Below are 24,724 nucleotides of genomic sequence, written 5' to 3' on the forward strand. Positions count from 1 at the left end.
TGATCCTGTGTTGAAAATCTGATACGCCGCTTACGGTGTCAACGTCACCCATGAGGCGCGATAGCAGCCGGTCTCACTCAGAGATCGAAAACCCATTTTTTTTGTAAACGACGAGCGAGTAACCGCATCGTCAGTAAATAGTAATACCGCGTCGCTTCACCGTGTAAATTTAAGCGATGCTCAAGAAACCAAACCACATGCTTTTTTTGCCAAGCCCAAGGTGTTTCTCGCTGCCAGCGCGCTGCAATTTCGACCTGGATGATTTTTGCCTGTCGCACGTGGCGTTGCCGGGTTGCGTGCGAACCGGTCAGAACGCCAGCCAAGAACAGCTCCATATCGAATGGCTTACTCATGTCCGTCCGCCAATGTAGGCTGCGACCACGTCGATCCGACCGTGTCCAAGCTCGTAACTGATTCGCCTCCGGGCCTCGCCATCAAGGTTCCTATCTACCTGGTAACATTTGCCACCATTGATTGGCGCGGGGCATCGGGTGATCTGCTCGTAGCGCTCACATGCGTACGCTGTTCGTAGCTCATGGAAGCCTTTGAGGTTGTGTGCATGCAGGATATCCCGCGCCGGGCGGATAACTTGTTGCAGAAGATCTAGGTAGTTTTCGTGTGCCGCAATCAGGTTGCGGCTGCCCGCAGACGACACCTGCTGTGCAAACTCAAGTGCACTTCGAACATGGTCATCCACCGCAATCCAACGGGGCGCCGAGGCGCCGGCGCGGCCGCCTTTGGTGCCATCCTGAATGTTAATCCTACCTAGATTGTTAGCCTCACGGCTTAACCGTGGCAGGTCAGCCAAGATGGCCTCACGCAAGCGCATGCCAGTGGCTCGCGCCAACAAAACAATCGCGGCGGCCCGTAGTTGATGTTGGTTGCAAAGCGCATCGACGATCTGCTTAACCTGTTCGCGGTCTTGGCCCTGCGGCACTGAATGTCGAACCCCGGTGCGCTGCATACCCAGCGCCTTGCTCGGACTGGGCAATTTCACGCACTGATCACCGCGAAGCGCCGCCATGGTCCTGTTAACGCTGGAAAGCCGATTTTGTGCGGTGCTGACGGCGAGATCACCGCGCCTAACAATGTCGCGCAGATACGCCGCGTAGTCGGCCAACACCTTTCGATCAATCTGCCGCGCATCATTGATACCGGGCCCCTGTTCGGAGCGGCACCATTTCACGAATGCCTGCCACCGATCACAGTGTGCCTTCACCGTGCCGTAGTGGCCGCCGCCGAACATGTCTTTCAGCGCTTGCGGACCTGCGTAGCTCAATTGCCTGCCGTAGCCGAAATTACGGCCATCGCGTTTACCCACCAATGCCATGTCGGTCACCTCATCGTCCGCTCTTCGATCCTCGCCCCACGTCATCCCGCCAAGAATGTTGAGTGTTATCAGGGATCAAGGCCCCTGCGACCTGTGGGGAATGTCCACTACGCGGGACTGGCGGCTCCTTACGTCCGGGAGCAAGGGCATCTCATGATCTGGCCTCCTGTACACCGTTGCCGGTGGGCGGGTGGAGGCAGCACTGGCTGACGAGATCAGCGCTTGAAGATCCTGAGCCATGTGCAAGCAGCAATGCGATGACCGGGGCATACCTGACTGTCAGTCAGGTGCAGTCCATTCCTTGGTCTGCGGCACCATCATCTACAGCGCTGTTGCTGGTGACATCGGCGTTTGTCACGCCGATTGTCACGAGGGGGAATGCCGCAAAGCCATGTGCGATCAGGGCTGCAGCAGTGGTAGAAGTGCCCGTCTCTTTCCAGAGAAAGAGACGGGCACAGGTTGGCGCAGGATTCGGCCAAGCGGATAGGTTGCTGCAGGGCAGCGAGGTATGGAGTATCTGGCGCACGAGCGCTGTATGTGTAAGAGCATCCATCACATGGGTAGTGACCGGGCGAGCTGCCGGATGCGAATCGCCCTTGGGGAGAACCACCGCGAGAGCGGCGTGACCTTGAAGGCTCGGGTCACCTGAGGTGCTGTCATCGACAGCCTTTGCATGGCCAGTTCTACGCCTGTGGATAAACCCGGTCAAGGATCGAAATTCAGCGCTATTGAGGACGTGAAAGTTAGTTATCCACCGGTGGAATTCCGTGGTAAATCCCGGACAACATCGTGGCTTTTAGCTCTTCAGAGTAAGGTCCATCCAAACAGGGCGGCTTTGCAGCCCTGTTTGGATGGACCCGCGCTGAGAAGCAGATAAGCGAGGCTGCTTGCCCCGAATCTTGGACGTTCAGTTGTTTCCGCAATTCTTGCGCCGTACAGAGCTAGCGGATCGGTACCACGTTCTTGTCTCTGACTTGACCGTATGCTGAGGCAAGCAGGCTGCCGGTGGCGGCTTTCTGGATGTACTCACTCCACCAGGCCATCATCGGTCGTCTGCGTTCAATGTAGTCGGCTCGGTTGTAGGCGCTGCGCACCTCATCCTTGTCGACATGCGCCAGTGCGACCTCAATGAGTTCGGGGTCCCACCCATGTTCATTCAAGATGGTGCTGGCCATCGAGCGCATACCGTGGCTGACCAATCGATCCTGAAAGCCCATGCGTTTCAATGCCATGTTGGCGGTCTGGCTATTGGCGTGGGTGCGTGGATTTCTATCGGCCGGGAAGACGTATTCGCGATGGCCGCTGTGAGTCTTCAGTGACTCCAATAGTGCGACAGCATGATCACTCAACGGGATGCTGTGTGGACGGCGCTTCTTCATACGCTCCGGTGGGATAGTCCAGACACGCCTTTCGAAGTCAATGTCTGCCCAGCGAGTAGTCGCCGCCTCGGCGGGGCGAGTCATCGTGTGCAACTGCCATTCGATCAGGCAGCGGGTGGTGCGTTTGATGCTGGCGTTTGCGATCTCCAGCATGAGCTCCGGGAGCTCTTCGGGTGGAAGAGCAGCCATGTTCTCTTTCTTGGGCTTCTTGAATACTGCCCTGATGCCGCTGAGTGGGTTGGCGAAGATCAGGCCGGAGTTCACGCCGTAGGTCATGATCTCGTTTAGCCGCTGGCTAAGTCGCTTGACCGTCTCCAGGCTGCCTTTCGCTTCGATTGGACGAAGCAATCCGATCACCATCGGCGCAGTGATTTTCGCGAGTGGGGTCGTCTTCAAATCGGGGAACACGTGCAGCGTGAGCGACCGCCAGATGTCCTCGGCGTAGGCAGGGGTCACCGAGTCTTTCTTGAGCTCGAACCAAGCGGTGGCCACGTTCTCGAAGGTGTGTTCCGTTTCTGCGCGCTTGGCTTCATTCAACGTATTGCGCTGCACCTTCGGATCGATGCCTTGGGCGAGCAGCTCGCGCGCTTCGACTGCCTTTTTTCGTGCATTCGCCAGTGACAGTTCGGGGTAGGTCCCGAAGCCGATGTTGATGCGCTTCTTGGTCACCGGTTCGCGGTAGTTGAAATTCCACAGCAACGAGCCGTTGCTGCGTACGCGGAGCTGCAAACCGTCACCGTCAGTAAGGACGTAATCCTTGGACGCCGGTTTGACTCCCTTGAGCTGTCGATCGGAGAGGCGGAGGTTTTGAGCAGGCATGAGATTGTCCTCAAGCACTGATTCGGTATTCCAAAGATTAGCACCGGGTGAGCTGGAATACCGCCTGGAATACCCGAATGGCTGGAACTCAAAAACTCTTGAAAGACCGAAAAAGCGCTGGAAGCCGCGTATTTACTGGATCGCAGGCACAAAAAAAGACGTCCGTGGACGTCTTTGTTTGATCATTTGGTGGAGCCGGGGGGATTTTAAATGCGTTACTAAACTATTGTTTTAGCTAGCTTTATTCAATAGTTTCTTACTAAGTACCCCCATCGGTGCCCCCCTGAACTTATTTCCGATGAGCGGCTCTTTTAGGAGTTGAACTGGCGTCCTGAATTATCGTTTTGCGAACGTCGAGGCCAGCTCAACCACTGGGGAGCATTCACACTGTCACTCGAGTACAGCATAACCTCGATTATCTGGCCAGGAAGGTTTGAGCCTAGCTCAGACCAGGTGCTGGGTAGATGTCAGGTCTCGCAGTTGGGGTTTTTCCGCAGTAGCGCACCATGGGTTCATCTAGGACGATTTGAGCTGAGGTGCGGTATGAGACACTCGATGGTTACCTGCCACAACTGTGGCAAAGCGATGGTTCCGAGAGCGTCATATAGCCGTGGTTTCTGGGGATATTCGCCTTCATCCAATCATTGCCCCTTTTGTCTGAGTGAGAACTGGCACGGCGGAAACCCAGGCTTAGGGGCTTGGTTGTTCGCTTTGGTTGGTCTGGCTCTTGGTGTTCTCGCCTGCGTGTTGGTGGGAGCTCTTCTGTTCAAGGTGCAGTGGTGGCTTGGTGTCGAAGGACAGTGGCCTCTATTGACGCTGGGTACATGTGCTGTGTCGGTTAGCGCGGGATACCGTTTTTACAACTGGTTTGTTGATTGTTGACCGATGATCATGCTGTGAAAGGCAAAAATCGGCCAGAAGCAGGCAATCAGAAGTGCCCACAAAACCCAGGGCGATTCACTCTGCTAAGAGCTTCTAACCGTAATCCTATTGTGTCCCACTTGCGAGTCGGAGAAGGCCTCTGCAAAGGGCTGTCAGTGAGCGCTGCCAGGACCCAGGCAAGCCTCGATCATTTCCGCGACGTCAAGCAAGCGCTCGCGCAAAGCGGGAAGCCAGACCACTGCCACGGACGAGTTCCGCTGTGCCAATTCAAGCACTGCCTGGAGCGCATGGTCAGAATGCCGCATTAATTCAATCAAATGAAGGCCGCTTGGACCATGGCTACCCGCCAGCCAGTGTTTAGCCGTGCGTTCACTGGCGTCGGTCCAGTGGCGCAGCGTCTTGATTGCGCGATGTGACGTGCCCAATTCGGTGCGTAAGGCAGCAGCTACGGCATTGGCGTAGGTTTGTGCACAGATTGGAAATGAATTACCCATTTTCGCGATCATCTTTCCGTATCTCCTCTTTATATTCGTGAGTAGCGCATCTGATGTAGGCCGATAGGTGTGGTGCAGTCTACGGCTTGGCATGGGTGTCGACCCCAAGTCGCTGAGGGGGCATCGATCAAGAAATGAGACAATCACATCTATCCACGACCGAGGGCGGCAATAGAGCTGCTGCCTATGTCCGCATGTCGACGGAGCACCAGCAGTACTCCACTGAAAATCAGCTGGATGCCATTCGCGTTTATGCGGCAGCACATGAGCTGGAGATCGTCCGGGTGTACACCGACGCGGGTAAAAGTGGCTTGAGCCTGGATGGTCGGGAAGCTCTCCAGCAGCTACTTCGAGATGTCGACGCGGGTCAGTCCGAGTTCTCTGTAGTTCTGGTCTATGACGTAAGTCGCTGGGGGCGCTTTCAGGACCCTGATGTTAGCGCCAGCTACGAAGTTCGATGTCGGCAGGCGGGTGTCAGGGTCGAATATTGCGCCGAACAGTTCGTTAACGATGGCTCACCGGTGTCCAGCATCATCAAGAGTGTTAAACGCATGATGGCCGGTGAGTACAGCCGTGAGCTATCCGTCAAGGTTTTTGCGGGGCAGTCGCGCTTGATCCAGCTGGGATACCGACAAGGTGGCCCGGCTGGATATGGATTGCGTCGTCAACTTGTCGATCAGACAGGGCAGCCTAAAGCAATCTTGGATCGGGGAGAGTACAAAAGCCTTCAGACGGATCGGGTGATTCTTACGCCAGGTCCGGAGTCCGAACAACAGGTCGTTCAAGACATTTACCAGGCCTTTGTCAGGGAAGGTCGAACGGAAGCTGAAATTGCAACTCAACTGAATCGGCGTGGACTGCTTACAGACTTCCAGCGACCGTGGTCACGGGGCGTAGTGCATCAGGTCCTGATCAACGAAAAATACATCGGTAACAATGTCTGGAATCGCACGTCTGGCAAACTGAAACAGCCCCGAACTTCCAATCCGGTTGATCAGTTGGTGCGGGCCGACGGTGCCTTCTCCTCTGTGGTCGACCACGCTTTGTTTCTCGCGGCACAGGCCATCATCCGAGCGCGGTCACGGCACTGGACTGACGAGCAAATGCTGGCGACGCTGAAGCAACTATTTGCGGAGCGAGGTTGTCTGTCTGGGTTGATCATTGATGAGCAAGAGGATTGCCCCTCCAGCAGTTGTTATCGCCAGCGCTTTGGTAGTCTGCTACGCAGCTACAGCCTGATTGGCTATTCCCCCGCACGGGACTACAGCTTTCTGGAGGCCAATCGTCGGCTGCGAGAGCTGTATCCGCACATCTTGGTCGACACGCAGGAGCGCATTCGTCTTGTCGGTGGACACATCTCGGTCGATCCCAAGACCCAACTGGTTTGGGTTAATGATGAGTTCTCGATCTCGGTGGTGCTCTGCCGCTGTCAATGCTCAGAGTCGCCGCGCAGACGTTGGCAGCTACGCTTCGACTTCGGTTTGTTACCTGACCTGACGGTCGCTGTTCGCATGCTCCCCGGTGAGAAGGAGGTGCTTGATTACTACCTCTTTCCCATGATCGATTTGGCGGCCCCTCACCTGCGTCTGGGAGATACTAATCCGCGTGAATTCGAACTCTACCGGTTCGACAGCTTGGACATCCTGGCGGCCCTGAGTCGACGTATACCCTTGGGGAGCGCTGCGTAATGGCTGCATCGGGAGAGCATCTTGCACTTCATGTGGCTCAGGCGGCACCAATTGCGCAGATCCCACTCGCGGATATTCGCGTGCTCAACCCGCGTAGTCGCAATCAACAAGTGTTTGCACGCCTGGTAGAAAACATTGCGAGTCTGGGGTTGAAACGACCGATCACGGTGACCCGCAACGGTTCGAGTTTCGACCTGATCTGTGGACAGGGGCGCTTCGAAGCCTTCAAGGTCCTGGGGGAGGCGGCGATTCCAGCGGTCGTGGTGACGGCAGCTGAGGCGGACCGCTATCTCATCAGCTTGGTAGAGAATCTGGCGCGGCGCAAGCACTCGAACCGCGACTTGCTGATGGCGATAAACGTACTGCACGAGCGTGGCTACTCCATTAGGCAGATTGCCCAGAAAACCTGCTTGGACCGTGCCTATGTCGGCGGCATTCTGATCTTGTTAAGGCAAGGAGAGGAGCGCTTGATTGCTGCCGTCGAAAAGGGCTGGCTACCGATCAAAGTCGCGATCCATGTGGCACGGTCTGACGATTCCCAGGTCCAGGCCGCCATGGTCGAGGCCTATGAAAGTGGGCTGCTGAAAGGAGATGAACTCATCAAGGTACGCCGTCTGATCGACCGTCGACGCGTTCTTGGGAAAGATTATGGTAAGCATCAGGGAGGCGAGCGCATGACCACTCCCCGCCAGTTGCTGACTGCCTATCAAACTGAGGTGCGCCGTCAGCGCCTAATGGTGAAGAAGGCAGACATCAGCGAGCAACGATTGCTATTCGTCGTGACTGCATTACGTCGGTTACTAGCCGATGAATTTTTTCGGTCAATGTTACACAGCGAAGGCATTGATGATATGCCGCAGGTATTGGCCGAGCGTATTCAGGGGGACGCATGACTGTCGTCAAGCGTGCCTTTGGGCCTGATTTGATTACCGTCCGCCTACCGCTGATCCTACCCTCTCGCCAAGTCACCCACGATATGCTGACCTCCGTCAAGTATGCGGCGATTTTAGCTTCCATCCGCGAGCTGGGGGTGGTCGAACCGCTCGCGGTGCATCCCGAGCCTGTACACGGTGTGGGAGAGGAACCCCGTTATCTGTTGCTGGATGGTCATTTGCGACTGGCTGCGCTCGTACAGCTGGGAGCAAAAGACGCGTTGTGCCTGTTGGCGACAGATGACGAAGGATTTACCTACAACCGGCAGATCAACCGACTTACCCCAATTCAAGAGCACAAGATGATTCTGGAGGCCATTCGCAAAGGAACGACCGCCGAGCGGATTGCCGAAGTCTTGAGCGTCAACGTTGGACGCATCCGCGAGCGCCAGCATTTGCTGCGCGGGATTGCGCCGGAAGTCGCTGAGATGCTGAAAACGCGAATGGTCAGTCAGGCGGTCTTTCGCGTGCTGCGCAAGATGAAGCCAATGCGCCAAATAGAATTAGTCGAGATGATGATTTCGGCCAACTGTTTTACTGGGCGCTACGCCGAAATGGTTTTGGCCGCAACGCGTCCTGAACAGCTGGTCGAGGCAAAGAAAGTCAGTGAGGGCGTGACTGCTGAAGACATTGCACGCATGGAGCGGGAGATGGAAAAGCTCTACCACGACTACCGGTTGGTTGAGGACACGCTCGGCGAAACCATGTTAGTACTCGTGGTTGCCAAGGGCTATGTGTCTCGCATGCTGCGCAATCAGACTATCGCAGCTTACCTGGAGCGCTTCGAGCCTGACCTGGTGCGGGAGCTGGCCGGAGTTGTGGAGGCGGTCACCGCAGATGCTCGCAGTCTGGAGCGTGAATAAACCTACCTGCTGTGCTGAGAGGGAGGTCATCATTCGCTTTTGGGACATATCGTCAGTGCCATGTTGGCGAGGGCATGGGCTCTGGCTGAAATCGCGGCTTCGTTCCACGCAGAAGTAGCAATTAGTGGGACATTGAAACCAAGGCTGGCATTGACATCAGCTTGTCGCCTTTCGCCGCGAAATCGCAGTGTTGCGCCGTCCTATTGACGCTGAGCTTCAGCAGCGTCAAGTTGCCTAGCATCGGGATGCTCTCATGCTGTTCACTAATCATGAACTGCCAGGGCGTCAATGTGCCGCAAGAGCGCATTATCATTTCGATATCCGACTCGTGACTCGTCGCTGTCGGCTGCCACGCTGCCTTCTTTCAGCGGCCAGTGGGACGTTTCAACTCCGCGGTAAAATATGGCCTATCTCAAGTGCTGATAGGTCTGGTACTTCTGGCTCTTCGCATTTTACGGATAGCCGTAAACCGCCCTCGAGTTCCGTTAGCAGCGAACAGGTTTTTGCGGTATCCAGCCGGTCTGGATAACGTGCGCTGATGCAGGCGTTACGGAAATTCACCGATCCCCATCAGCTGTAGTCGAACGTGATGAAGGACTGCGCTGGGTCGAATGCAGCGTTCGTTACGAGCAGCTTTTGGCCGGTAGTTGCCTGTCGCAATCGGCGGTTTGGGTCGATCCTAGCCTCTCGTGACGGCTAGAGTCCGCACCGGAGTTACCCTTAGCATAGGGTAAGTAACCTGCGAGACCGATCAGTTAGCGAAGTGTCACTATGCTATCACAGATGTTCCGTTTATCTTTGAGCTGGGTTTGCTCACGCCAAGGATTGCCGCATGATTGAAAAAATTCTGCTTCGCAACGTCTCCAGCTACTCTCCAGACTCAGCGGTGTCCATTGCCCCGCTCAAGCGCGTGAGTCTGTTCTATGGCCATAATGGGACGGGCAAGACCACTATCAGTAACTTCCTTCAGGCCCCTGCTGAGGCCTGCTACAGCGTTTGCGGAGTGGAGCCAGTAAAGGTTGGCCGGGAGGTCCTAGTCTACAACTATGCATTCATGGAGAAAAATTTCCATGAAGCCGCATCCCAGCCAGGGGTCTTCACCCTCAATGAGGGCAACATTGAGGCGGAAGCTGCCCTGGCAGCGGCCGAGACAGCAATCGCTGAATTGACGATCGCCCATGATTCTGAAATGGAAAAGGGCGTTAACTGCAAGAAGGCCCAGGAGCAAGCTCATCAGGCGCTGCTGGACAATGTATGGAAGCCTAAGCGTGACTTCGATAACACTGCTTTGGCCTACTGCTTCAGGTCGCTCAACACCAAAGAGCGTTTACTTGACGCAGTCCGACGCGTCCAGCTTGTGGAAACCACTGACACCGCTCAGGGGCTGCTCAGCGAGGCAGCAGAACTTAACGAGGCCAGTGATCAGGAGCTGCCCGGAATCGCGTCAATCACCTTCCAAGCGGGTAAGCTAGAAACCGATCCGATCATGCAGGAAGTCATCACTGGGTCAGGCGACTCCTACCTTTCCGCGTTCATTCAGCAACTGGGAAATTCGGATTGGGTTAAGCAGGCACTGCGCTATGAGGTCGAGGCAAAAAACCAGTGCCCACTATGCCAGCAGCCCTTGCCGCAGGATTTCTATGCTGAAATTCGTAAAGTTTTCGATAAGACCTATGAGCAGCGCCTTGGTTTGCTGCAACAACTCGAAAGCCGATACCGAGACGCGGCGGATCAATTCCTGCGAAGGTGCGAGGCTCCGGAATATCAGCTGCAAGCCATAAAGCTCCGTATCACCAGGCTTCACGCTGTGTTCCAGAAGAACCTGCAATCCCTTGCTACGAAGCTCGCCAGTCCATCCCTCACGGTTACGCTGGAGTCCACTGCAACATTGGTAGCCGAGTTGAACAGTGAGATCGCGGCTGAGCAACTGAAAATCGACGTTATCAATGCGAGGATAAAAAACAAGAAGCAGCATGAGGAGGACGTCAAGCGACGCTTCTGGAGCTGGTACAGAGCTTCGTGCGAAGCGGCTTTCGTGGCATTCGAAAAGGTCGATAAGCAGCAGGGGCGCCAACGCCAGGCCGCCAAGGATGAGGTTCAGTCTCTGCGGGATCGCATTCAAGCACAACGCGATATCATTGCCCAATCCAGGGCGGCTATCACGAACATCGACCAGTCGGTCGAGAGCATCAATAATTGGTTGCGGGTGCTGGGCCTGAAGGGCTTCGCGCTGATTAAAGAAGAGGGCCTGGTGCCGCAGTATCGTCTTGAGCGCCCTGGCCAGACTGAAGGGGTGTTCAGAACCCTAAGTGAGGGCGAGAAAACGCTGATCTCGTTTCTTTACTTTCTTGAGGTCTGCAATGGCGAGCTGGACACAGCTAGTGGGAGGCTCAAGCGTGATCGCGTCATCGTCATTGATGACCCAATATCGAGCCTCTCCCATAACTATGTTTATGATATTGCATCGCTGATCAGGCGGCAGGTGCTCATCCCGAGAGACCGGTTCAAGCAGGTGATCATCCTGACGCACAACCTTTTCTTCTTCCACGAAATGGTCAAGCTCTTGAAGGATGACGGAGAAAAATCCTTGGCAATGTTCCGGATCACCAAGTCCGAATATAGCTCGGTCGTGGCCATGGAGGAGCGCGAAATCCAGAACGACTACCAAGCCTTCTGGCAAACCATCAAGGACGCGTTACAAGGCCGAACTTCCCCTAATGTGATTCCGAACATGATGCGCAATATCTTAGAGTACTACTTTAGCTTCGTGCATCAGACGCACAGCCTGCGCCAGGCGTTGACTGATCTTAGCGAGGAGAATCCAGAGTACAGAGCGCTTTACCGATACATCAACCGTGAATCACATGCTGACTCGGTTAACCTCACTGATTTCGGCGAGATCGATCCGGCGATCTTCGTCGCGCGGTTTAAGGATGTGTTCATCAGAACCAATTTCGAATCTCACTTCGACAAGATGATGGCATAGCTAACCATGCATTCTGGGAGGGCTGCGTCAACGCGTATGTGATCGCTCCTTCTACCGGGAGCGACCGGATGGCCCGGAATTGATGAACGCTGATCTTTCCGTGTTCGGCATCAACTGATAGCATTTGGCCTGCAGCTACCACCAAAGGGCTCTCCTTCCTGCCTGGCACTCATCTGCTCGCTTTGCACTTGGTGTGTAAAGGCTATCAGCGGCCCGCTGAGATCAGATGGAGAATACGCCATGACCGATCATGGGAAAGTTGTCCTGGTTCGCCAGTACAACCGTTTCCGGTTTGGGCAATGGGAAACCGTGTGCATGCACATGCGCTCCCTACCGCGCCGGTAATTGAACGTACCTAGGTGGTAGCTGCACTTCTTTTTCTACACCTACTTCGCTCTCTGATCAGCGTTCCTTTCGATTTGCCTCCAGCGCGCTACAGACAGCAATCGAAGGACTGCTTCCAACATGTTGATCTTGTTCCGCCAGGGGCGAGGCTGCCGTCGTCATCTGTTGTGCATCATTTGCACGTTATGCTTTTCTGCGGCTGACATGTAGTCATCCGTCTATCATCTTGGCGCGACGTAGGGTGACGGCCTGAGCCAGACTACCCCCTTTCGGTAGATTTCCGACGGCAGAACGGTCTGAAATCGAATTCCGCGTGCTCAGCGATCGGTCACCATTTTGGCTCTTATAGCGAAGAGAGCCTTAATGATGAGTAAAGAAGCACAAACGATAGTCACCCTCCTGGATCAGCAGTACGAGCAGCTGCTTGCGGATGCGAGACGCCTGGCCGCAAGCTACATCGAAGCGTCCATGAAGATATACAAAAAGACTGGGGTCAAATCTGTCGTGGCTGCTGTGTCAATCAAGCAAACGAGCCCGAACGCGTACTCGATTTACTGGTGCAGATTGGTGCCATTGCAAGGGCAAAAAAATAATTTCGCACCCCTGACTATTCCTAAAGGCAACGGCAAGTACAAATACCCGGCTTCCTCGTTTGAGTTTGTTAAATTCCCTTACCGTCGCCTCGTTTTACAGGTCGAGGAGCGTCTTGCTGAGATTCGCAGCATCGCCAGCGAGAATCGTCAGCTGCGTCGGACGTTGGTCGCCTATGAGAGGAAGCTATCTCGATATCAGGCGCTCGATCATGGCGATTTCTACTCGGAGGAGTAGGGGCTGAGTGCACTATAAGCAGTTCCGAATGGATCTGAGCCGATTTCAATGCCCGAAAGCTCCGTGTAGCATGGTCTGACGGGGCTTTCTCGTATCAGCAGTGAATTTCGGTGAGACATGCTGCTGCGCTTCGTCAGGAAAGGTGACGGGTACGGGCTATAAGCTGTATAGGGCGCTAAATCTAAGCGCCGTCAACAAGCAGGCCCCTGCAGGCAAGCGGGCGGAGACCATATTTGCTATTAGCAGTCACGCCTACGAACAAGTCAGCCGGCGAACTGTGATGTGTATTAGTAGTGAAGGGCTTCACTTTCATAAAATAATCTTTGGTAGGTGCCGGCCTAGCTGGTACCCGTGTCGCGTAGCGGGTGGTGACGGTAACGCGCTACTCCTCACTGGCTCGCTGCTGTTCGAATGCAATGCGGTTCATCACGCACATGGGGATGGGGTAGCCCTGTATGTGCGTCGTGAGGGCCTCGTTACCTTCGATCACCATGATGCAGGATAGGCCCCTGCGGAAGCGCATTCCTCGTCCGGAGTAGTTGCGCGGGATGATCTCCCAGGATTCGCCGTCGTAGTAACAACCAATGATTTCTGACCAGTGCAATTGAATGCCCGCACCTATGATGCCTACAGGGGTAAGGCAGAAAACTTCTACCTGGGATTCCTGCCCAAGAGGCACAGCGTAAACCCGACCGTTTGGTGCAATAGGTGGGAAGTAATGCCCGATACCGAGGTGACGAAATTCCATGGTGATGCTCCGGGTGGATGAGGTCGCTAGGCACTCTCCGGTAGCTTTCGGAAAACCCAAGATGAGGTGTTGCTTGCGAGTCGGCGGACGAGTTTCAGCGTGTTGGGCAAGCTAGCTCGCCACATGGCGGGTGTGCATGTCGCTGAACTAAACGCTTCGGCGCTCAGGTCACTTTCGCTATGGCGAGGAAACTGCCAGCCCTTCCAGATTCGTTCCATGACCTCATAGACTTGGGCGAATAGTGCTTGTCGCAGCGGTAGGATGCCTTGCCGATGGGGTGTGTAAGCGCCCGCTGCCAAGGGGCAGCGGACAATTTTTTGCAGGGATCTGGTCGTTCCGCTGAAGGCTCAATCGTCGTCGTGCTTCTTGTCCAGGTGCGCTGCGACCAGATAGCCAATTACACCTGTGATAATCAGCGCACTGATGACGGCAAGCACGGCGTATACAAGCAGCTCAAAACCATCCATACCCTGACTCCTTTGATTCGAGGTCTGTCAAGGATAAGGGCGTCTGATGTAGTCCCAAACTGCTGTGATGGCTTAGCGACCGGTAGTGGCAGCTTCCTTTCGCAGGTTAGCTCGGGCACCGACGTATGCATCAGTTTCCCATATACGCAATTTCCCAAGCTCGTAGGCGACGTGATGTCGCGCCTCTAGATCCTCGATATTAGGAGCGCGCCCTCCAAGAATCGGGGCTTCATGACCGGACCACTGCTTGTAAAGCTCACATGCAAACGCTGCTCGGCAATCACAGAAACTCAGCCCATGAAAAAGCAAAATATCCTTGGCAGCAGGTAAGCTGTTCTGCTTCCAGAACCGCCATGTCTGCTTTGTTTGTGGATAGCGATGAACATCTTGGGCGGCGGATGCCGTCTCCAAAACGGCGATCTGCTTTGGCATCGAGATGTTAATTATCCTCTGTGTATACTTCCCTTCTTTGCCGCTTTCCAGGGGAATAAATCCATCCCCCTTGGCTGCCTCTAGAGCCGCTTGGGCGTCGAAGAAAAAAGCTTCACGTATTGATATGCCGAGATGCCGCACTAACATCAACACCACCGCCAGATGCTCTGATACGCGGGCCTGAACATCTTCTACTGCGGCTTCGAACTTCGCTTGATCAAGGCTGTGTGGGGCTGTAATCCGTGCATGGCCAGGAACGCCGATATCAGGCATCACGACATTCCAGTCACCGCTGGTTGCGAGGGCCATAACTGAACTCACTGTCTCAAGAAGGCCCTCCGCGGTCTGCACCGAAAGATTCCCGTGGTACACCTGCGTACAGAGTTCTTCGCCGTATTGCCGCACCAGTTTTTCATTGACGAGCTCCAGGACATCCACCTCATGAGACTCCTTGGCGTAAATACTAAACTGTGCCCACTGATGGTCGTGGATCATTGCCTCGTGTTGACTGAGGAGCCCGCGTCGGACTGCCTCATTGAGGTTCGCCGAACCGGCCCTCGCCAAATCCCGGTCAAAATGTGAGTAGAAACTCTGCTTCATGGTCATTCCTCCGTTCAGCTCGGGTGCTGAGCTGCTAAAAAGAAATGTTGAGCGAGAAAAAATATTCTGAGGTTCGTTTTCGGTCGCTTTCAGCGCCTGAAATTGACGAGGCCGACAATCCGTAAACGGTCGTTTATGGCACACCTATTCCAGACGAGCTTCTGGGCTTGGGATTTCCCACCTAACTGTCACCTTTCTCATACCGAAATCAGTGTGAGAAAAACGTATGGGAAAGCGGACTGGGTACGCACGAGTGTCAACTGATGATCAGAACCTCGACTTGCAGCGAGATGCACTTGCACTGGCTGGGTGCTCCGTGGTCTACGAAGAGACCATGAGCGGCAAATCAGTAGATAGGCCGGAGTTGGGGCATTGCCTCAAGGCCCTGCGCAGCGGTGACACTCTGGTCGTGTGGCGACTGGATCGTCTCGGCCGTTCTCTGGCTGACCTGGTTGGGATCGTCAGTCGTTTGGAGCAGGAGGGAGTGTCCTTCGAATCCATCAACGAACGAATCGAAACTACCAGCGCTGCGGGTAAGCTGATATTTCATGTATTCGCTGCGCTGGCAGAGTTCGAGCGCAACCTCATTCGCGAGCGGACCCGCGCAGGATTGGCTGCGGCTCGGGCTCGTGGGAGGAAGGGGGGGCGCAAGCCTGTGCTGGATGAGCGTCAGGTACGTGAGATACGGGCTCTTCTCAGAGATTCTGAGATACAGGTAACCGATGTTGCCCGACGGTATGGCGTTTCTCGAACAACGCTTTACCGCTATGTTTACTCGCCGAAATCATCTGTAGTCGTTTAAGTGGTGGTGGTATTTTCCGATGAAGTTGCCCAGTTAAGTTTGGGCACTATGGGCTGGCTGGCAAGTGAAGGATGCCCCAGACGTACTACTTGTGCTGGGCTACCACTGAATAAATAGGTCGTTTTCATGTCGGTGCTTTTTTTTGTCAAGGGATGCGTTGGTACGTTGCTATTGGCTGCGCTGGTCGGTTGCTCCAGTACCCCGAAGGTCACGTTGCCAGAACCTAAAGATGTTCCTCGCGAGAAGTGGTCCGATGCCATGCTGGTTCTGGAGGCTATGCGCATCGATGGTCAGCGCGATATTCCAAGGGAAATGGTCGGGAAGGAAGTAGATTACCTGAGCGTGCCGCGGTCTACGGGAAGCTCTGGAGGTCTAGCGACAGCAGGTTTGGGATACGTGTCGCCTCCAACTGGTTTTAGCAGCGCGGGAGCAGCCTCTCTTGGCATCGGGTTATTTTTGCTGGGTGGTGGGAGTGCTGGCCCTGTCTATCACTACCAAGTTGCTGCATGGGTGCCTGAGGATCTCGCGTCTAACCCAAAGGAGGCATCTGCATTGGTCAGATCGGCCTGGCTTGATGCGAGAGAAAAATACTTCGGTGGAAAAATTTCAAAGTTGCGTCATGAGCCGGCTAAGTATGCTGACGGATCAGGCAAGAAATACGACAGACTTGCAGATTTGGCTGCTGGGAACCCTACGCAGTTCGACGCTCCGGCGAGCGCTGCGCCTGCATTCATTTCGGCCGAGAAAGCCTACGGCCCGATTTTCCTGACCGATCCCTCAGGCGAACTATTTGCTGACGCTAGCAGAGCTAATAAGGACGGCTTGGATGCGCTGGCGGGCATTACTAGCCACCTGCCCGAATGGATGTATGCATACTATCCTGGACGGAATTGGCCTAAGGATTTTCGGCCGGCCGCGATTTACAACAAGAACGGCAACCTCTATTTCATTGGCAAGTAGTTTTTAGCTGAACTGCATGGCTGGCGGTGAGCCCGCCAATCATGACAGGCTTTATCTATACGATCATTGACAGAATTTACCTAGGGAAGGCCGGGAAAATGCTCGAAGTGACAGGTGCCGATATTGGCAATCTGGGCGATGCCGATTTGCGCACCCTCGTCGCCCGTCTTGCCCTGGCGGAGCTGCGAAAACAGGGCTGTCCCCTTTCGGCGGTCACCGCAGGCGGCAATCAGGACGCCGCGGATGGTGGGCTCGATGTGCGCGTACAATGTTCCATGCCGCTTGCAAACCCCGACTTCGTACCGCGGTCATGCACCGGTTTTCAGGTGAAGAAGCCGGACATGCCGGCGAGTGCCATCGAAGGCGAGATGCGGCCGAAGCCCAAGGGCGGGGGCGACGGGAAGCTGCGGCAAGTCATCCGCGAGCTCGCCGCAGAATCCGGTGCCTACATCATCGTCAGTTCGCAGGGGTCGGTCGCAGATAAGCCGCTTGCCGATCGGCGTTCGGCGATGCGCGCCGCGCTGCACGACCTCCCCGAAGCCAGTGATCTCCAAACCGATTTCTACGACCGCGATCGCATCGCGACCTGGGTCAACGAATATCCGGGCATCGCCGCCTGGGTCCGCAACCGCGTCGGCCTAGGTCTGTCGGGGTGGAGCAGCATCGGGGGATGGACCGGAACGCACGTCGCCGAGGTAACGTCCTATCTGTTCAACGACAAGGCTTGTCTGACCGATGAGCGCTCGCGTGAACGCGAACAACTGACGATCGCCGAAGGTATCAAGGGCCTTCGCGCCGCGCTTCGCACGCCGAAGCAATGTATTCGTTTGATCGGCATGTCTGGCTTGGGCAAGACGCGCTTGGTCCAGGCGCTGTTCGAGAGCGAGGTCGGTGAGGAGCCGCTTGATCCGAGCCTCGCAATCTATACTGACTACTCAGCCGAAACCGACCCCACCGCGCGCGACATGGCACGACAGCTCGTTCTGCGGGGGCAACGAGCCATCCTTATCGTCGATAATTGCAATCCGGCCACTCACACCGAGCTCACGCGCATCTGCTCGGAAAGCACGAGCAACGTCAGCCTTCTCACTGTCGAATATGATGTTCGCGAGGACGAGCCCGAGCGGACTGAGGTCTTCCGTCTGCAGTCCGCCTCGCCCGATCTGGTCGCAGAATGGCTCAAGCAATCCTTCCCGGGTGTGTCCGAAATCGACCGGCGAACCATCGCCGACTTCAGCGATGGCAACTTCCGCGTGGCCCGCGCCCTGGCCGAAACGCTCGGTAAGGGGGAGACGCTGGGCAAGCTTAAGAGCCGCGAGTTGTTCGAGCGCATCTTCCAGCAGCGCAACCAGCCCGACCAGAATTTGTTGTTAGCGGCGGAAGAGCTGTCGTTGCTTTACTCGGTCGATGGCGAGGACACCTCATCCGATGGCGAGCTCGCGCGCATCGGCGGCCTACGGTCGGTGAGCGCGGCGACGCTTTACGCCGCGCTTGCGGAGCTTCGCCAACGTGGCATCGCGCAAGTACGCGGCCGCTGGAAGGCGCTCCTCCCGCACGCGATTGCGAACCCGCTTGCCACATTCGCGCTCCAACGGATCCCGCCGTCGGACTTCGAACGGTTCAGCGCCTCGCTGACGCCGCGCATGCAGAAGTCGCTCTCCCGCCGTCTGGGCTACCTTCATGATAGCCCAGAGGCTCAGGCTGCGGTCGCGCGCTGGCTGCTAAGCGACGGGCCGCTCGGGGACCTCATGGCGCGCGGCGAGGAAGGACTCCAGATTCTGAACAACATCGCCCCAGTTGCTCCCGAGGCGGTGCTGGCGAAAATCGAACACGAACTGGATGGTCCCAACGGGGCAACATTGCTGTCGCCGATCGAGCCGACCCGGTGGCAGTGGATCCGTCTAATCAAGGCGCTCGGCTATGAGCAGCACATGTTCGAGACCGCGGCGACGGTGCTCGCCCGCTTCCTCGCCGCCGAGCCTGCCGACCATAATCAGAACTCCGCCCGCGACGCGTTTGCCGAGCTCTTCCGCCTGTATCTGTCCGGGACCCAGACTCCGCCCGAGCAACGGCGCGCGTTCGTGCGGTTGCTGGCAAACTCCGATGATGCAGACAAGCGCCGCTGTGCATCCGTCGCGCTTGACGCGCTTCTGACCGCGCACAATTTCATCTCATCCAGCAGCTTCGATTTCGGAGCACGGTCGCGCGACTGGGGATGGCGCCCGAAGCTGAACAAGGACGTGTGGGATTGGTACGACGGCGCTATCGATCTCGCCGTCGAGTTGTCGTCAGTCCTGGCTGACGCGCGCAGCACGCTTGCCGGCAACGTGCGCGCCCTGTGGCATTTCGGCGCATGCCACGACGCCCTGGACCGCGCAGCGAGCGCGTTCGTCAAGGTGAAGCCATGGATCGAGGGTTGGATCGCGTTCCGCACCTCCCTCCGATTCGAAGGCAATGCAATGCCCGAGCCAGTGCGAAAGCGCCTCGAAGCGATTATTCAACGGCTCAAACCGTCCGACCTCCTGCACCAGGCACGCGCGGTCGTGCTCAAACGTACCAGTGGCGGTTGGGACGTTGCTGACGGCGAGCCGGACGATGAGGACGTGATGAGGCCGTGGCACAAGGCCGCCCAAATGGCTCAGGATGTCGGCCGACAATTGGCGCAAGATTTCGAGACGCGCGCCGAATTCCTGGCCGAGCTGATGAACGAGCCCCATGCCCAGCGTGCGTTCGAGTGCGGGCGCGGCCTCGCCGAAGGTGCTAGGGACCTTGCCGAGATCTGGCGCGATTTGGTCGGTCATTTCGAAGCGGCGGAACCTAAGAACCGCAATGTGATTGTTCTCGGCGGGTTCATCTACGAAGCGCATCAGCGCGATGCTGGCTTTGCCGAAACCAGCTTGGATGCCGCGATCGAGAACCTGGCATTGGCCCACTCGCTTCCTTATCTTCAAGCGCGGATAGGAATCGACGCGAGAGGAATCGCGCGGCTGAGACGCGCGATCGAGAAGGGCGCGCTTCAGTCCTTTGACTTCATGAACATCGCCAACGGCATCGTCGGCGATTCACCGCCGGAGGCATTAGCTCTCCTACTGCTCGATATTGCGGCTCTGCCGGACGGGGTCCAGATCGCGCTCGATATCCTGCACATGCACTTCTATCGCGACCGCGAAGCAGGCCGGCAGGGAAATTCGACGTTGATCGCGCTCGGCCGCAACCTGCTGCGCCGCGCCGATTTCGGCAAGGAGGGTGCTTTGCGCGACTATGGCCTGCACACGATCATTCGGGTCTGCTGTGCAGGGAGCGACGGTGAAGCGACGGCTCGCGATGTCTGTGCGCATATCCGCGGCGCGATGGAGGTCAGCTATCTTCCCCATCATGATTTGAGCCATGTGCTGAAAGCGCTGTTTGACACCCACCCCGCTGCGGGGCTCGATATGTTCCTTCTACCCGAGATGACATCGCGAAACCGCCGGCTGTTCGACGCGGACTTCGGCTTCGGCACACCGGTTGAGAACATGGACCCAGCGGTGCTGCGCCAATGGGCGGACCAGGATGCGGCGACGCGCTATACGTTGCTCGGCCGTGCCATCTCGATGTTCAGGCGAAAGGATGACGACGAGGAGGATAACGGCATCTCGCCGCTGTTTCTCGAATTGCTCAATTATGCGCCGGACAGGTGCGCCTTTCTCGGCGATTTCTGGACTCGTCTCCATCCTCGGAGCTGGAGCGGCTCGCTTGCCGACATCTTTGCCCGTCGCAAGGCTCAGGTGTTGACGTTTCGCGAAAGCCCGTATGCTGATGTCCGGCAATGGGTGGATGCCATCCTCCCCGAGCTAGACCGGCGTATCGATCATGAGCGCAGCCGCGACCGCGAGGGCGAGGAAAGTTTTGAGTGACGTCATTCGGAACTGGAACAAGCTGTACAGGCCGCCGTCACCTCCGTCGCCGAACGCGCGCATCATCGAATGTTCCAGTACCTTGAGCGTCGTCGCCTCTGCGCGAATGGCGTCGATCGTCAGCAGGGCATGGTCGCCGCCAGCGATCGCGATCTCGAGTTCTGACTTCGTTTGCCGCATGCGCAATGACGACGAGTGGTTACGCCCATTCGGCAGAGCGGTTTTCACCACCGCTAGCCGTTTTGCTCTTTGTCACGACTGCGCATTCTCGGGCTGTATAAATATTAGGATTTCCCTGGTCGTGAGGCGAAGGCGCTCAATAAAACGAAGGTGCTCAACACTAGTGTTGAGCATCTTCGGGGTGAGCACCTTCAGGGGGCGGTGGGCAGCTCCCATACCCATCCGCCTTGCATGCCCACCTTGCATGAGCGGATACCTAGCTGTTTCTGCGCTCTACGAATTGATGCCCAAGAGATGCATGACTCCTCAGCTAAAGACTGCAGCGCAGTGATTGAAACAGGACCTGCTTGCAGCGTGGTTTCAAGAAAGCTGCAAGCTTCCTGAGTCGCTGATACTGCTCTCGCCCCACCCGTTCGCTCGATATCCGCCAAAATAGTTTCAGCGCTTCCTTCGACGGCCTGCCCCCACCGGATACAGGTTGTTTCCAGCTGCTTGTCTATCACGATGGGCTCAACGAAATACTCTATCCCCCCTATATCGATCGAAACGTTCGACTTGGCACGGACAAGCACCCGAGCTTCAGAATTATTAGCTTTCCCGGCCACCAGTACCGTGCGAGCAAGTGCTGAGAATGCCTGGCTGCCGATGACTCGATCAGCTACAGAGGACTGAGAGGCGCTTTTGCTGAGGTGAGATATACCGAGCACGGAGCAGCAATGCTGTTTGGCAAAATCCACCACCATTTGTAGTCCCTGCCGAACTTCGTTGGCTCGGTGCATGTCCCCACGAATGAGATTGATCAGTGGGTCGAAAATCAGCAATGAAACGCCGTCAATCCGTGCGGCTGCCTCATTCAAAAGGGCAAAGTTGGCTGCAGGATCAAACTGTCGTCTGTTCCCACGCTGATCACTGAGCCCCTCGATGATGTGCACGCGGGTTAGGTCGGCACCTGCAGCCGTAAGGCGAGGAATGATCGTGTCAGCTATACCATCCTCGCCGCTCCAAACTACGATGTTGCCTGCGATCTCACATTTGCTGCCGTCTGGCCAGTCACCACCTCTACTGAGTGTGGCGGCCAGCGATATCGCAAGTGTGGTTTTACCGCATCCACCTGCGCCGGCAAGAATGGAGAGCTTTGCCCTTGGCAACCAGCCTGGCCATATCCACTGGATTTTTTCCACTGGGATATCTACTGCCGCGGTGAGTTCTACCATCCAGGCCGGCTGTTGAGGTGTTCGGAGCTGCATTACAGCGCCTCCCTTTGCCGAATCCAAGCCTGGATTTCACTGTTACGCCAGCCGACGCTGGAGCCGCACAAAAGGCGTTGGCGCGGGAAATGGCCCTCCGATATTTTGCGATAAATTGTTGAGCGTTTTAAGCCGACGATTGCCTCGACATCGCGTAAACGAAGAATTTTGTCATCGTAGCCGACGTCGTCAAAATTGCTAACGTGCATTGCCATAGGTTTGAGTCCTAGTCCTGAAGCGTGACGCAGCGTCCTCCGGCACTACTGCTAAAAAGGGTAAAAGACGGATATCGGCTGGCTATATAGCGAGCACGGGCATTTGCCATACGCATAGGTATATGCGCGTTTCCGAGATTAATGTTCGGTAGCGTCGGAGGTCGTTGTGGGCTACAGAAATTCTAGGGCCGTAAGGCTTCTAGGGGCAGAACGGACTGAGGGCGTTCATGTCAGATGCGCAAATCAACCGATGGCAGTTGATGCGGCCCGATCAGCGAATGCGAACGAGGCAAAAGTTTTTAACGTCGTTACCAAAGCGACGTGGCGGACCGTTGCGGATCGATAGGGACCGCTTGGGACGAACGATTTTTAACATGCGAGCATGTTCGATAGCAACTCGCATGCTCCTCTCCTTGGTTGGGTAGATATTGGCCTGACCAAGGGCACAGTTGACAGAGCGTTTAGCTCTTTATCGAGTCTAAATAGTCGGCCCATGTCTGCATCATTTCGCGGCGCTCCGGCAAGAAAGTGGTTCGATCGTACGCACGTCCCAGCGGATTTTTAACTGTGTGAGCGAGTTGATGCTCCAGGAGATCTGGGCGAAACCCCAACACTTCAGCACCTATGGTTCTCGCTGTCGCACGAAAGCCATGCCCTGTCATTTCGTCGCCGCTAATGTCCATGCGGCGCAACGCGCTGAGGACGGCATTGTTGGACATCGGTCGGTCGCCTCCTCGAGCAGAGGGAAAGGCGTATCGGTGCCTGCCAGTGAGTGGTTTCAGCTCGCGCAGAACCACAATTGCTTGTTGGCTGAGCGGGACCAGATGGTCCGGTCGATCCTGTTTGGTGACAGTGAGCCCTTTCATCTTGTGACCGGGAATCAACCACTCGCCAGCATCCAGGTTGACCTCTGACCACTCCATGTGGCGCAGGTCACCGGGCCGGCAGAACAGCAACGGGGCCAGTTTGAGTGCACAACAAACAGGCAGTGTCCCCGTGTAGCTATCCAGCGCTTTGAGCAGTGCACCGAGTTTTTCAGGATCAGTCACGGCAGCAAAGTGTTTCACCCGCTTGGCTGGGAGCGTACGAGAGAGATTCCCAATCTGGTTGGGTGGGGTGATACCGGCAGCTTCGGCGAACTCGAAAATCTGTTTGTAGATCTGGGCAACACGACGCGCAGTCTCGCGAGCGCCACGCTTGATGATGCGCTGCAGGTTTTCGACCAGCATGGGTGTGCTGATGCTGCTGATCGGGAGTTTTCCCAACCAGGGGTAGGCATTGAGCTCAAGGCGCTGCCGTACCGTGCGGGTGTACTCCGGATTCCAGGTTGACTCGCGAATAGTGAGCCATTGCTTTGCGACCGATTCAAAGGTGTGTTGGTGATCGAGCTGGCTGACCACCTTGGCCATGCGTCTTTGCAGCGAAGGGTCTTGGCCACCGGCAAGCTGAACGCGAGCGTCATCACGCTTGCGCCGGGCCTCCTGCAGGCTGACCTCAGGATAAACACCAAGCGCTAGGCGCTTTTCCTTTCCCAGAAAGCGGTACTTTACGCGCCAGTAACGGCCTCCGTTGGGCTGCACCTCTAAGTACAAACCTTGTTCGTCGTACAGGCGGTACGATTTCTCCTGGGGCTTAGCGTTGCGGCAGTTGGTGTCTTTCAGGGGCATTGGGGGCACATCCTCTACGAGCGAGCTGATGAGCGTTTTATGCCCCCATATATGCCCCCGTCAACTGTGGGATGCCCTGGGATTAGGTGGGAAAGCGTGGGCAAGAAAAAAGCCGTAAAGCTTTGATTTCTCTAGACTTTACGGCTTTTCTGGGTCTTCCTGGGAAGAAAAATTGGTGGAGCCGGGGGGATTTGAACCCCCGTCCGCCAGTACTCCGCTGTCGGTACTACATGCTTAGCCGTGTCTACTGAGTTAACCCGCAGCCGCCCGACGGGCAGGGTGCTTTGGGCGAGTTGTGTAAGTTTTAGCCACTTCGTCCACAACGTACTACGCGGCGATCCTGTTCTGTATGACAATCACTTCGGGTTTACAGGCATCCCCTGGTGATTGCTGGAGCCGAAGCTACCAGGAGAGCGGGCTCGGCTGCTTACGCAGCGAGAGCGTAGCCCTCGTAGTTTTCGTCATTGGCAACTATAAAAGTTGCAACAGTGGATTTACGAGTTCTGTTACCAACTCGGCATGCACCTAGAGTTTCGCTACCGGCGTCGAATCCTAATCGGCCCCACGCACCAGCTCTAGCTGACGTGCCTTTCGACACGTGCGGTGGAGTATACGCCTTTGTGCGGGCGACGTCGACTGCTGGTCCGGTCGCCCGCGCGGCGCTCAGGCACCGCTGCCGCCGGAGGGGCCGCTGCCTTTGTCGGTTTTCTCCATGCGCTCAAGCACTTTGCTGGTGATGGCGATGCATTCCTTGGTGTCGCCGGCGGCCTGGGCTGCCTTGGCTTTGTCGACGTGCTCGGTGATGGCTTTGTCCAGGCCCTCGGAGGTGGCGCCGATGGTGGCCATGTTGTCGTCGATCTTCTGCAGGTTGAGGGTGCAGAGGTCCTCGTCGGCGAACACCGGCGAGGCCAGTAGGGTCGCGGCCGCGAAGAGGGCGGAAAGCGCAGTACCTTTCATGGGTGTC

The 24,724-nt window shown here is 56.3% G+C and carries 20 protein-coding genes and 1 other RNA gene; 8 read left to right on the forward strand and 13 right to left on the reverse strand.

The features are described 5' to 3' along the window. Nucleotides 1-77: 77 nt before the first annotated feature. The 4 genes from ABFA30_RS03485 to ABFA30_RS03500 form a co-directional block, all read right to left on the reverse strand. On the reverse strand, nucleotides 78-353 hold the full coding sequence (locus ABFA30_RS03485; RefSeq protein ID WP_410045158.1) for a hypothetical protein: 276 nt from the start codon (nucleotides 351-353) through the stop codon (nucleotides 78-80). Beyond that, nucleotides 350-1,330 (reverse strand): integrase domain-containing protein, encoded by a 981-nt coding sequence (locus ABFA30_RS03490; protein WP_410045159.1) that lies wholly within the window; start codon nucleotides 1,328-1,330, stop codon nucleotides 350-352. The genes ABFA30_RS03485 and ABFA30_RS03490 overlap by 4 nt, the downstream gene beginning before the upstream one ends. A 941-nt stretch (nucleotides 1,331-2,271) precedes the next feature. Beyond that, complete coding sequence (locus ABFA30_RS03495) at nucleotides 2,272-3,528, reverse strand: integrase domain-containing protein (protein WP_410045160.1); 1,257 nt, start codon at nucleotides 3,526-3,528, stop codon at nucleotides 2,272-2,274. Between the two features lie 1,034 nt (nucleotides 3,529-4,562). After that, a complete protein-coding gene (locus ABFA30_RS03500; RefSeq protein WP_054881511.1) occupies nucleotides 4,563-4,916 on the reverse strand; it encodes a hypothetical protein in 354 nt (117 codons plus the stop codon). 122 nt (nucleotides 4,917-5,038) lie between these two features. Here ABFA30_RS03500 and ABFA30_RS03505 point away from each other — a divergent pair, with 122 nt between their 5' ends. The 3 genes from ABFA30_RS03505 to ABFA30_RS03515 are packed head-to-tail and all read left to right on the forward strand — an operon-like array spanning nucleotide 5,039 to nucleotide 8,387. Continuing rightward, nucleotides 5,039-6,592: a recombinase family protein gene (locus ABFA30_RS03505; protein ID WP_082438034.1), complete on the forward strand. Its 1,554-nt coding sequence runs from the start codon at nucleotides 5,039-5,041 to the stop codon at nucleotides 6,590-6,592. Beyond that, complete coding sequence (locus ABFA30_RS03510) at nucleotides 6,592-7,485, forward strand: ParB/RepB/Spo0J family partition protein (RefSeq protein ID WP_054881513.1); 894 nt, start codon at nucleotides 6,592-6,594, stop codon at nucleotides 7,483-7,485. Before ABFA30_RS03505 ends, ABFA30_RS03510 begins: the two co-directional genes overlap by 1 nt. Continuing rightward, nucleotides 7,482-8,387, forward strand: coding sequence for a ParB/RepB/Spo0J family partition protein (locus tag ABFA30_RS03515; protein ID WP_054881514.1), 906 nt, complete (start codon nucleotides 7,482-7,484; stop codon nucleotides 8,385-8,387). Before ABFA30_RS03510 ends, ABFA30_RS03515 begins: the two co-directional genes overlap by 4 nt. A gap of 121 nt (nucleotides 8,388-8,508) precedes the next feature. Here the strand turns inward: ABFA30_RS03515 and ABFA30_RS03520 are convergent, their stop codons facing one another. Further along, entirely contained in the window at nucleotides 8,509-8,700 is a 192-nt protein-coding gene (locus ABFA30_RS03520) for a DUF1524 domain-containing protein (RefSeq protein WP_096048738.1), read from the reverse strand. 519 nt (nucleotides 8,701-9,219) lie between these two features. Here ABFA30_RS03520 and ABFA30_RS03525 point away from each other — a divergent pair. Next, nucleotides 9,220-11,373: an AAA family ATPase gene (locus ABFA30_RS03525; RefSeq protein ID WP_054881515.1), complete on the forward strand. Its 2,154-nt coding sequence runs from the start codon at nucleotides 9,220-9,222 to the stop codon at nucleotides 11,371-11,373. A gap of 708 nt (nucleotides 11,374-12,081) precedes the next feature. Then, nucleotides 12,082-12,546 (forward strand): conjugative transfer protein MobI(A/C), encoded by a 465-nt coding sequence (mobI, locus tag ABFA30_RS03530; RefSeq protein ID WP_240523156.1) that lies wholly within the window; start codon nucleotides 12,082-12,084, stop codon nucleotides 12,544-12,546. Between the two features lie 382 nt (nucleotides 12,547-12,928). Here the strand turns inward: mobI and ABFA30_RS03535 are convergent, their stop codons facing one another. Beyond that, on the reverse strand, nucleotides 12,929-13,294 hold the full coding sequence (locus tag ABFA30_RS03535; RefSeq protein ID WP_054881516.1) for a hypothetical protein: 366 nt from the start codon (nucleotides 13,292-13,294) through the stop codon (nucleotides 12,929-12,931). A 539-nt stretch (nucleotides 13,295-13,833) separates the two neighbouring features. After that, nucleotides 13,834-14,793 (reverse strand): hypothetical protein, encoded by a 960-nt coding sequence (locus ABFA30_RS03540; RefSeq protein ID WP_054881517.1) that lies wholly within the window; start codon nucleotides 14,791-14,793, stop codon nucleotides 13,834-13,836. Between the two features lie 226 nt (nucleotides 14,794-15,019). Here ABFA30_RS03540 and ABFA30_RS03545 point away from each other — a divergent pair, with 226 nt between their 5' ends. From ABFA30_RS03545 to ABFA30_RS03555, 3 genes are all read left to right on the forward strand, one after another. Beyond that, entirely contained in the window at nucleotides 15,020-15,595 is a 576-nt protein-coding gene (locus ABFA30_RS03545; RefSeq protein WP_368815778.1) for a recombinase family protein, read from the forward strand. A gap of 126 nt (nucleotides 15,596-15,721) precedes the next feature. After that, nucleotides 15,722-16,555: a hypothetical protein gene (locus tag ABFA30_RS03550; protein WP_368815777.1), complete on the forward strand. Its 834-nt coding sequence runs from the start codon at nucleotides 15,722-15,724 to the stop codon at nucleotides 16,553-16,555. A gap of 98 nt (nucleotides 16,556-16,653) precedes the next feature. Beyond that, the gene (locus ABFA30_RS03555; protein WP_368815776.1) at nucleotides 16,654-20,451 is read left to right on the forward strand and encodes a hypothetical protein; all 3,798 of its coding nucleotides are present in this window, start codon (nucleotides 16,654-16,656) and stop codon (nucleotides 20,449-20,451) included. On the opposite strand, the gene ABFA30_RS03560 is transcribed toward ABFA30_RS03555, so the two are convergent. From ABFA30_RS03560 to ABFA30_RS03585, 6 genes are all read right to left on the reverse strand, one after another. Continuing rightward, nucleotides 20,389-20,679 carry a hypothetical protein gene (locus tag ABFA30_RS03560; RefSeq protein WP_368815775.1) on the reverse strand — a complete coding sequence of 97 codons (291 nt, stop codon included), beginning with the start codon at nucleotides 20,677-20,679 and terminating at the stop codon, nucleotides 20,389-20,391. The two genes, ABFA30_RS03555 and ABFA30_RS03560, sit on opposite strands and share 63 nt — an antisense overlap. 143 nt (nucleotides 20,680-20,822) lie before the next feature. Next, complete coding sequence (locus ABFA30_RS03565; RefSeq protein ID WP_410045161.1) at nucleotides 20,823-21,878, reverse strand: AAA family ATPase; 1,056 nt, start codon at nucleotides 21,876-21,878, stop codon at nucleotides 20,823-20,825. After that, nucleotides 21,878-22,093 carry a helix-turn-helix transcriptional regulator gene (locus ABFA30_RS03570; RefSeq protein ID WP_368815773.1) on the reverse strand — a complete coding sequence of 72 codons (216 nt, stop codon included), beginning with the start codon at nucleotides 22,091-22,093 and terminating at the stop codon, nucleotides 21,878-21,880. Before ABFA30_RS03570 ends, ABFA30_RS03565 begins: the two co-directional genes overlap by 1 nt. A gap of 461 nt (nucleotides 22,094-22,554) precedes the next feature. Further along, entirely contained in the window at nucleotides 22,555-23,760 is a 1,206-nt protein-coding gene (locus tag ABFA30_RS03575) for a tyrosine-type recombinase/integrase (RefSeq protein WP_368815772.1), read from the reverse strand. Between the two features lie 173 nt (nucleotides 23,761-23,933). After that, nucleotides 23,934-24,324, reverse strand: a transfer-messenger RNA (tmRNA) gene (gene ssrA / locus ABFA30_RS03580). Nucleotides 24,325-24,423: 99 nt separating this feature from the next. Next, a complete protein-coding gene (locus ABFA30_RS03585; RefSeq protein ID WP_225790281.1) occupies nucleotides 24,424-24,717 on the reverse strand; it encodes a hypothetical protein in 294 nt (97 codons plus the stop codon). Between the last annotated feature and the right edge of the window lie 7 nt (nucleotides 24,718-24,724).

Source organism: Pseudomonas sp. HLMP (genome assembly GCF_046365545.1).
Lineage (GTDB): Bacteria > Pseudomonadota > Gammaproteobacteria > Pseudomonadales > Pseudomonadaceae > Aquipseudomonas > Aquipseudomonas guariconensis_B.

What these genes read in the sequence shown, in the direction of transcription:
- ABFA30_RS03485 (WP_410045158.1), bottom strand. Translation starts at nt 353, where the DNA reads ATGAGTAAGCCATTCGATATGGAGCTGTTCTTGGCTGGCGTTCTGACC.
- ABFA30_RS03490 (WP_410045159.1), bottom strand. Translation starts at nt 1,330, where the DNA reads ATGGCATTGGTGGGTAAACGCGATGGCCGTAATTTCGGCTACGGCAGG.
- ABFA30_RS03495 (WP_410045160.1), bottom strand. Translation starts at nt 3,528, where the DNA reads ATGCCTGCTCAAAACCTCCGCCTCTCCGATCGACAGCTCAAGGGAGTC.
- ABFA30_RS03500 (WP_054881511.1), bottom strand. Translation starts at nt 4,916, where the DNA reads ATGATCGCGAAAATGGGTAATTCATTTCCAATCTGTGCACAAACCTAC.
- ABFA30_RS03505 (WP_082438034.1), top strand. Translation starts at nt 5,039, where the DNA reads ATGAGACAATCACATCTATCCACGACCGAGGGCGGCAATAGAGCTGCT.
- ABFA30_RS03510 (WP_054881513.1), top strand. Translation starts at nt 6,592, where the DNA reads ATGGCTGCATCGGGAGAGCATCTTGCACTTCATGTGGCTCAGGCGGCA.
- ABFA30_RS03515 (WP_054881514.1), top strand. Translation starts at nt 7,482, where the DNA reads ATGACTGTCGTCAAGCGTGCCTTTGGGCCTGATTTGATTACCGTCCGC.
- ABFA30_RS03520 (WP_096048738.1), bottom strand. Translation starts at nt 8,700, where the DNA reads ATGATAATGCGCTCTTGCGGCACATTGACGCCCTGGCAGTTCATGATT.
- ABFA30_RS03525 (WP_054881515.1), top strand. Translation starts at nt 9,220, where the DNA reads ATGATTGAAAAAATTCTGCTTCGCAACGTCTCCAGCTACTCTCCAGAC.
- mobI (WP_240523156.1), top strand. Translation starts at nt 12,082, where the DNA reads ATGATGAGTAAAGAAGCACAAACGATAGTCACCCTCCTGGATCAGCAG.
- ABFA30_RS03535 (WP_054881516.1), bottom strand. Translation starts at nt 13,294, where the DNA reads ATGGAATTTCGTCACCTCGGTATCGGGCATTACTTCCCACCTATTGCA.
- ABFA30_RS03540 (WP_054881517.1), bottom strand. Translation starts at nt 14,793, where the DNA reads ATGAAGCAGAGTTTCTACTCACATTTTGACCGGGATTTGGCGAGGGCC.
- ABFA30_RS03545 (WP_368815778.1), top strand. Translation starts at nt 15,020, where the DNA reads ATGGGAAAGCGGACTGGGTACGCACGAGTGTCAACTGATGATCAGAAC.
- ABFA30_RS03550 (WP_368815777.1), top strand. Translation starts at nt 15,722, where the DNA reads ATGTCGGTGCTTTTTTTTGTCAAGGGATGCGTTGGTACGTTGCTATTG.
- ABFA30_RS03555 (WP_368815776.1), top strand. Translation starts at nt 16,654, where the DNA reads ATGCTCGAAGTGACAGGTGCCGATATTGGCAATCTGGGCGATGCCGAT.
- ABFA30_RS03565 (WP_410045161.1), bottom strand. Translation starts at nt 21,878, where the DNA reads ATGCAGCTCCGAACACCTCAACAGCCGGCCTGGATGGTAGAACTCACC.
- ABFA30_RS03570 (WP_368815773.1), bottom strand. Translation starts at nt 22,093, where the DNA reads ATGGCAATGCACGTTAGCAATTTTGACGACGTCGGCTACGATGACAAA.
- ABFA30_RS03575 (WP_368815772.1), bottom strand. Translation starts at nt 23,760, where the DNA reads ATGCCCCTGAAAGACACCAACTGCCGCAACGCTAAGCCCCAGGAGAAA.
- ABFA30_RS03585 (WP_225790281.1), bottom strand. Translation starts at nt 24,717, where the DNA reads ATGAAAGGTACTGCGCTTTCCGCCCTCTTCGCGGCCGCGACCCTACTG.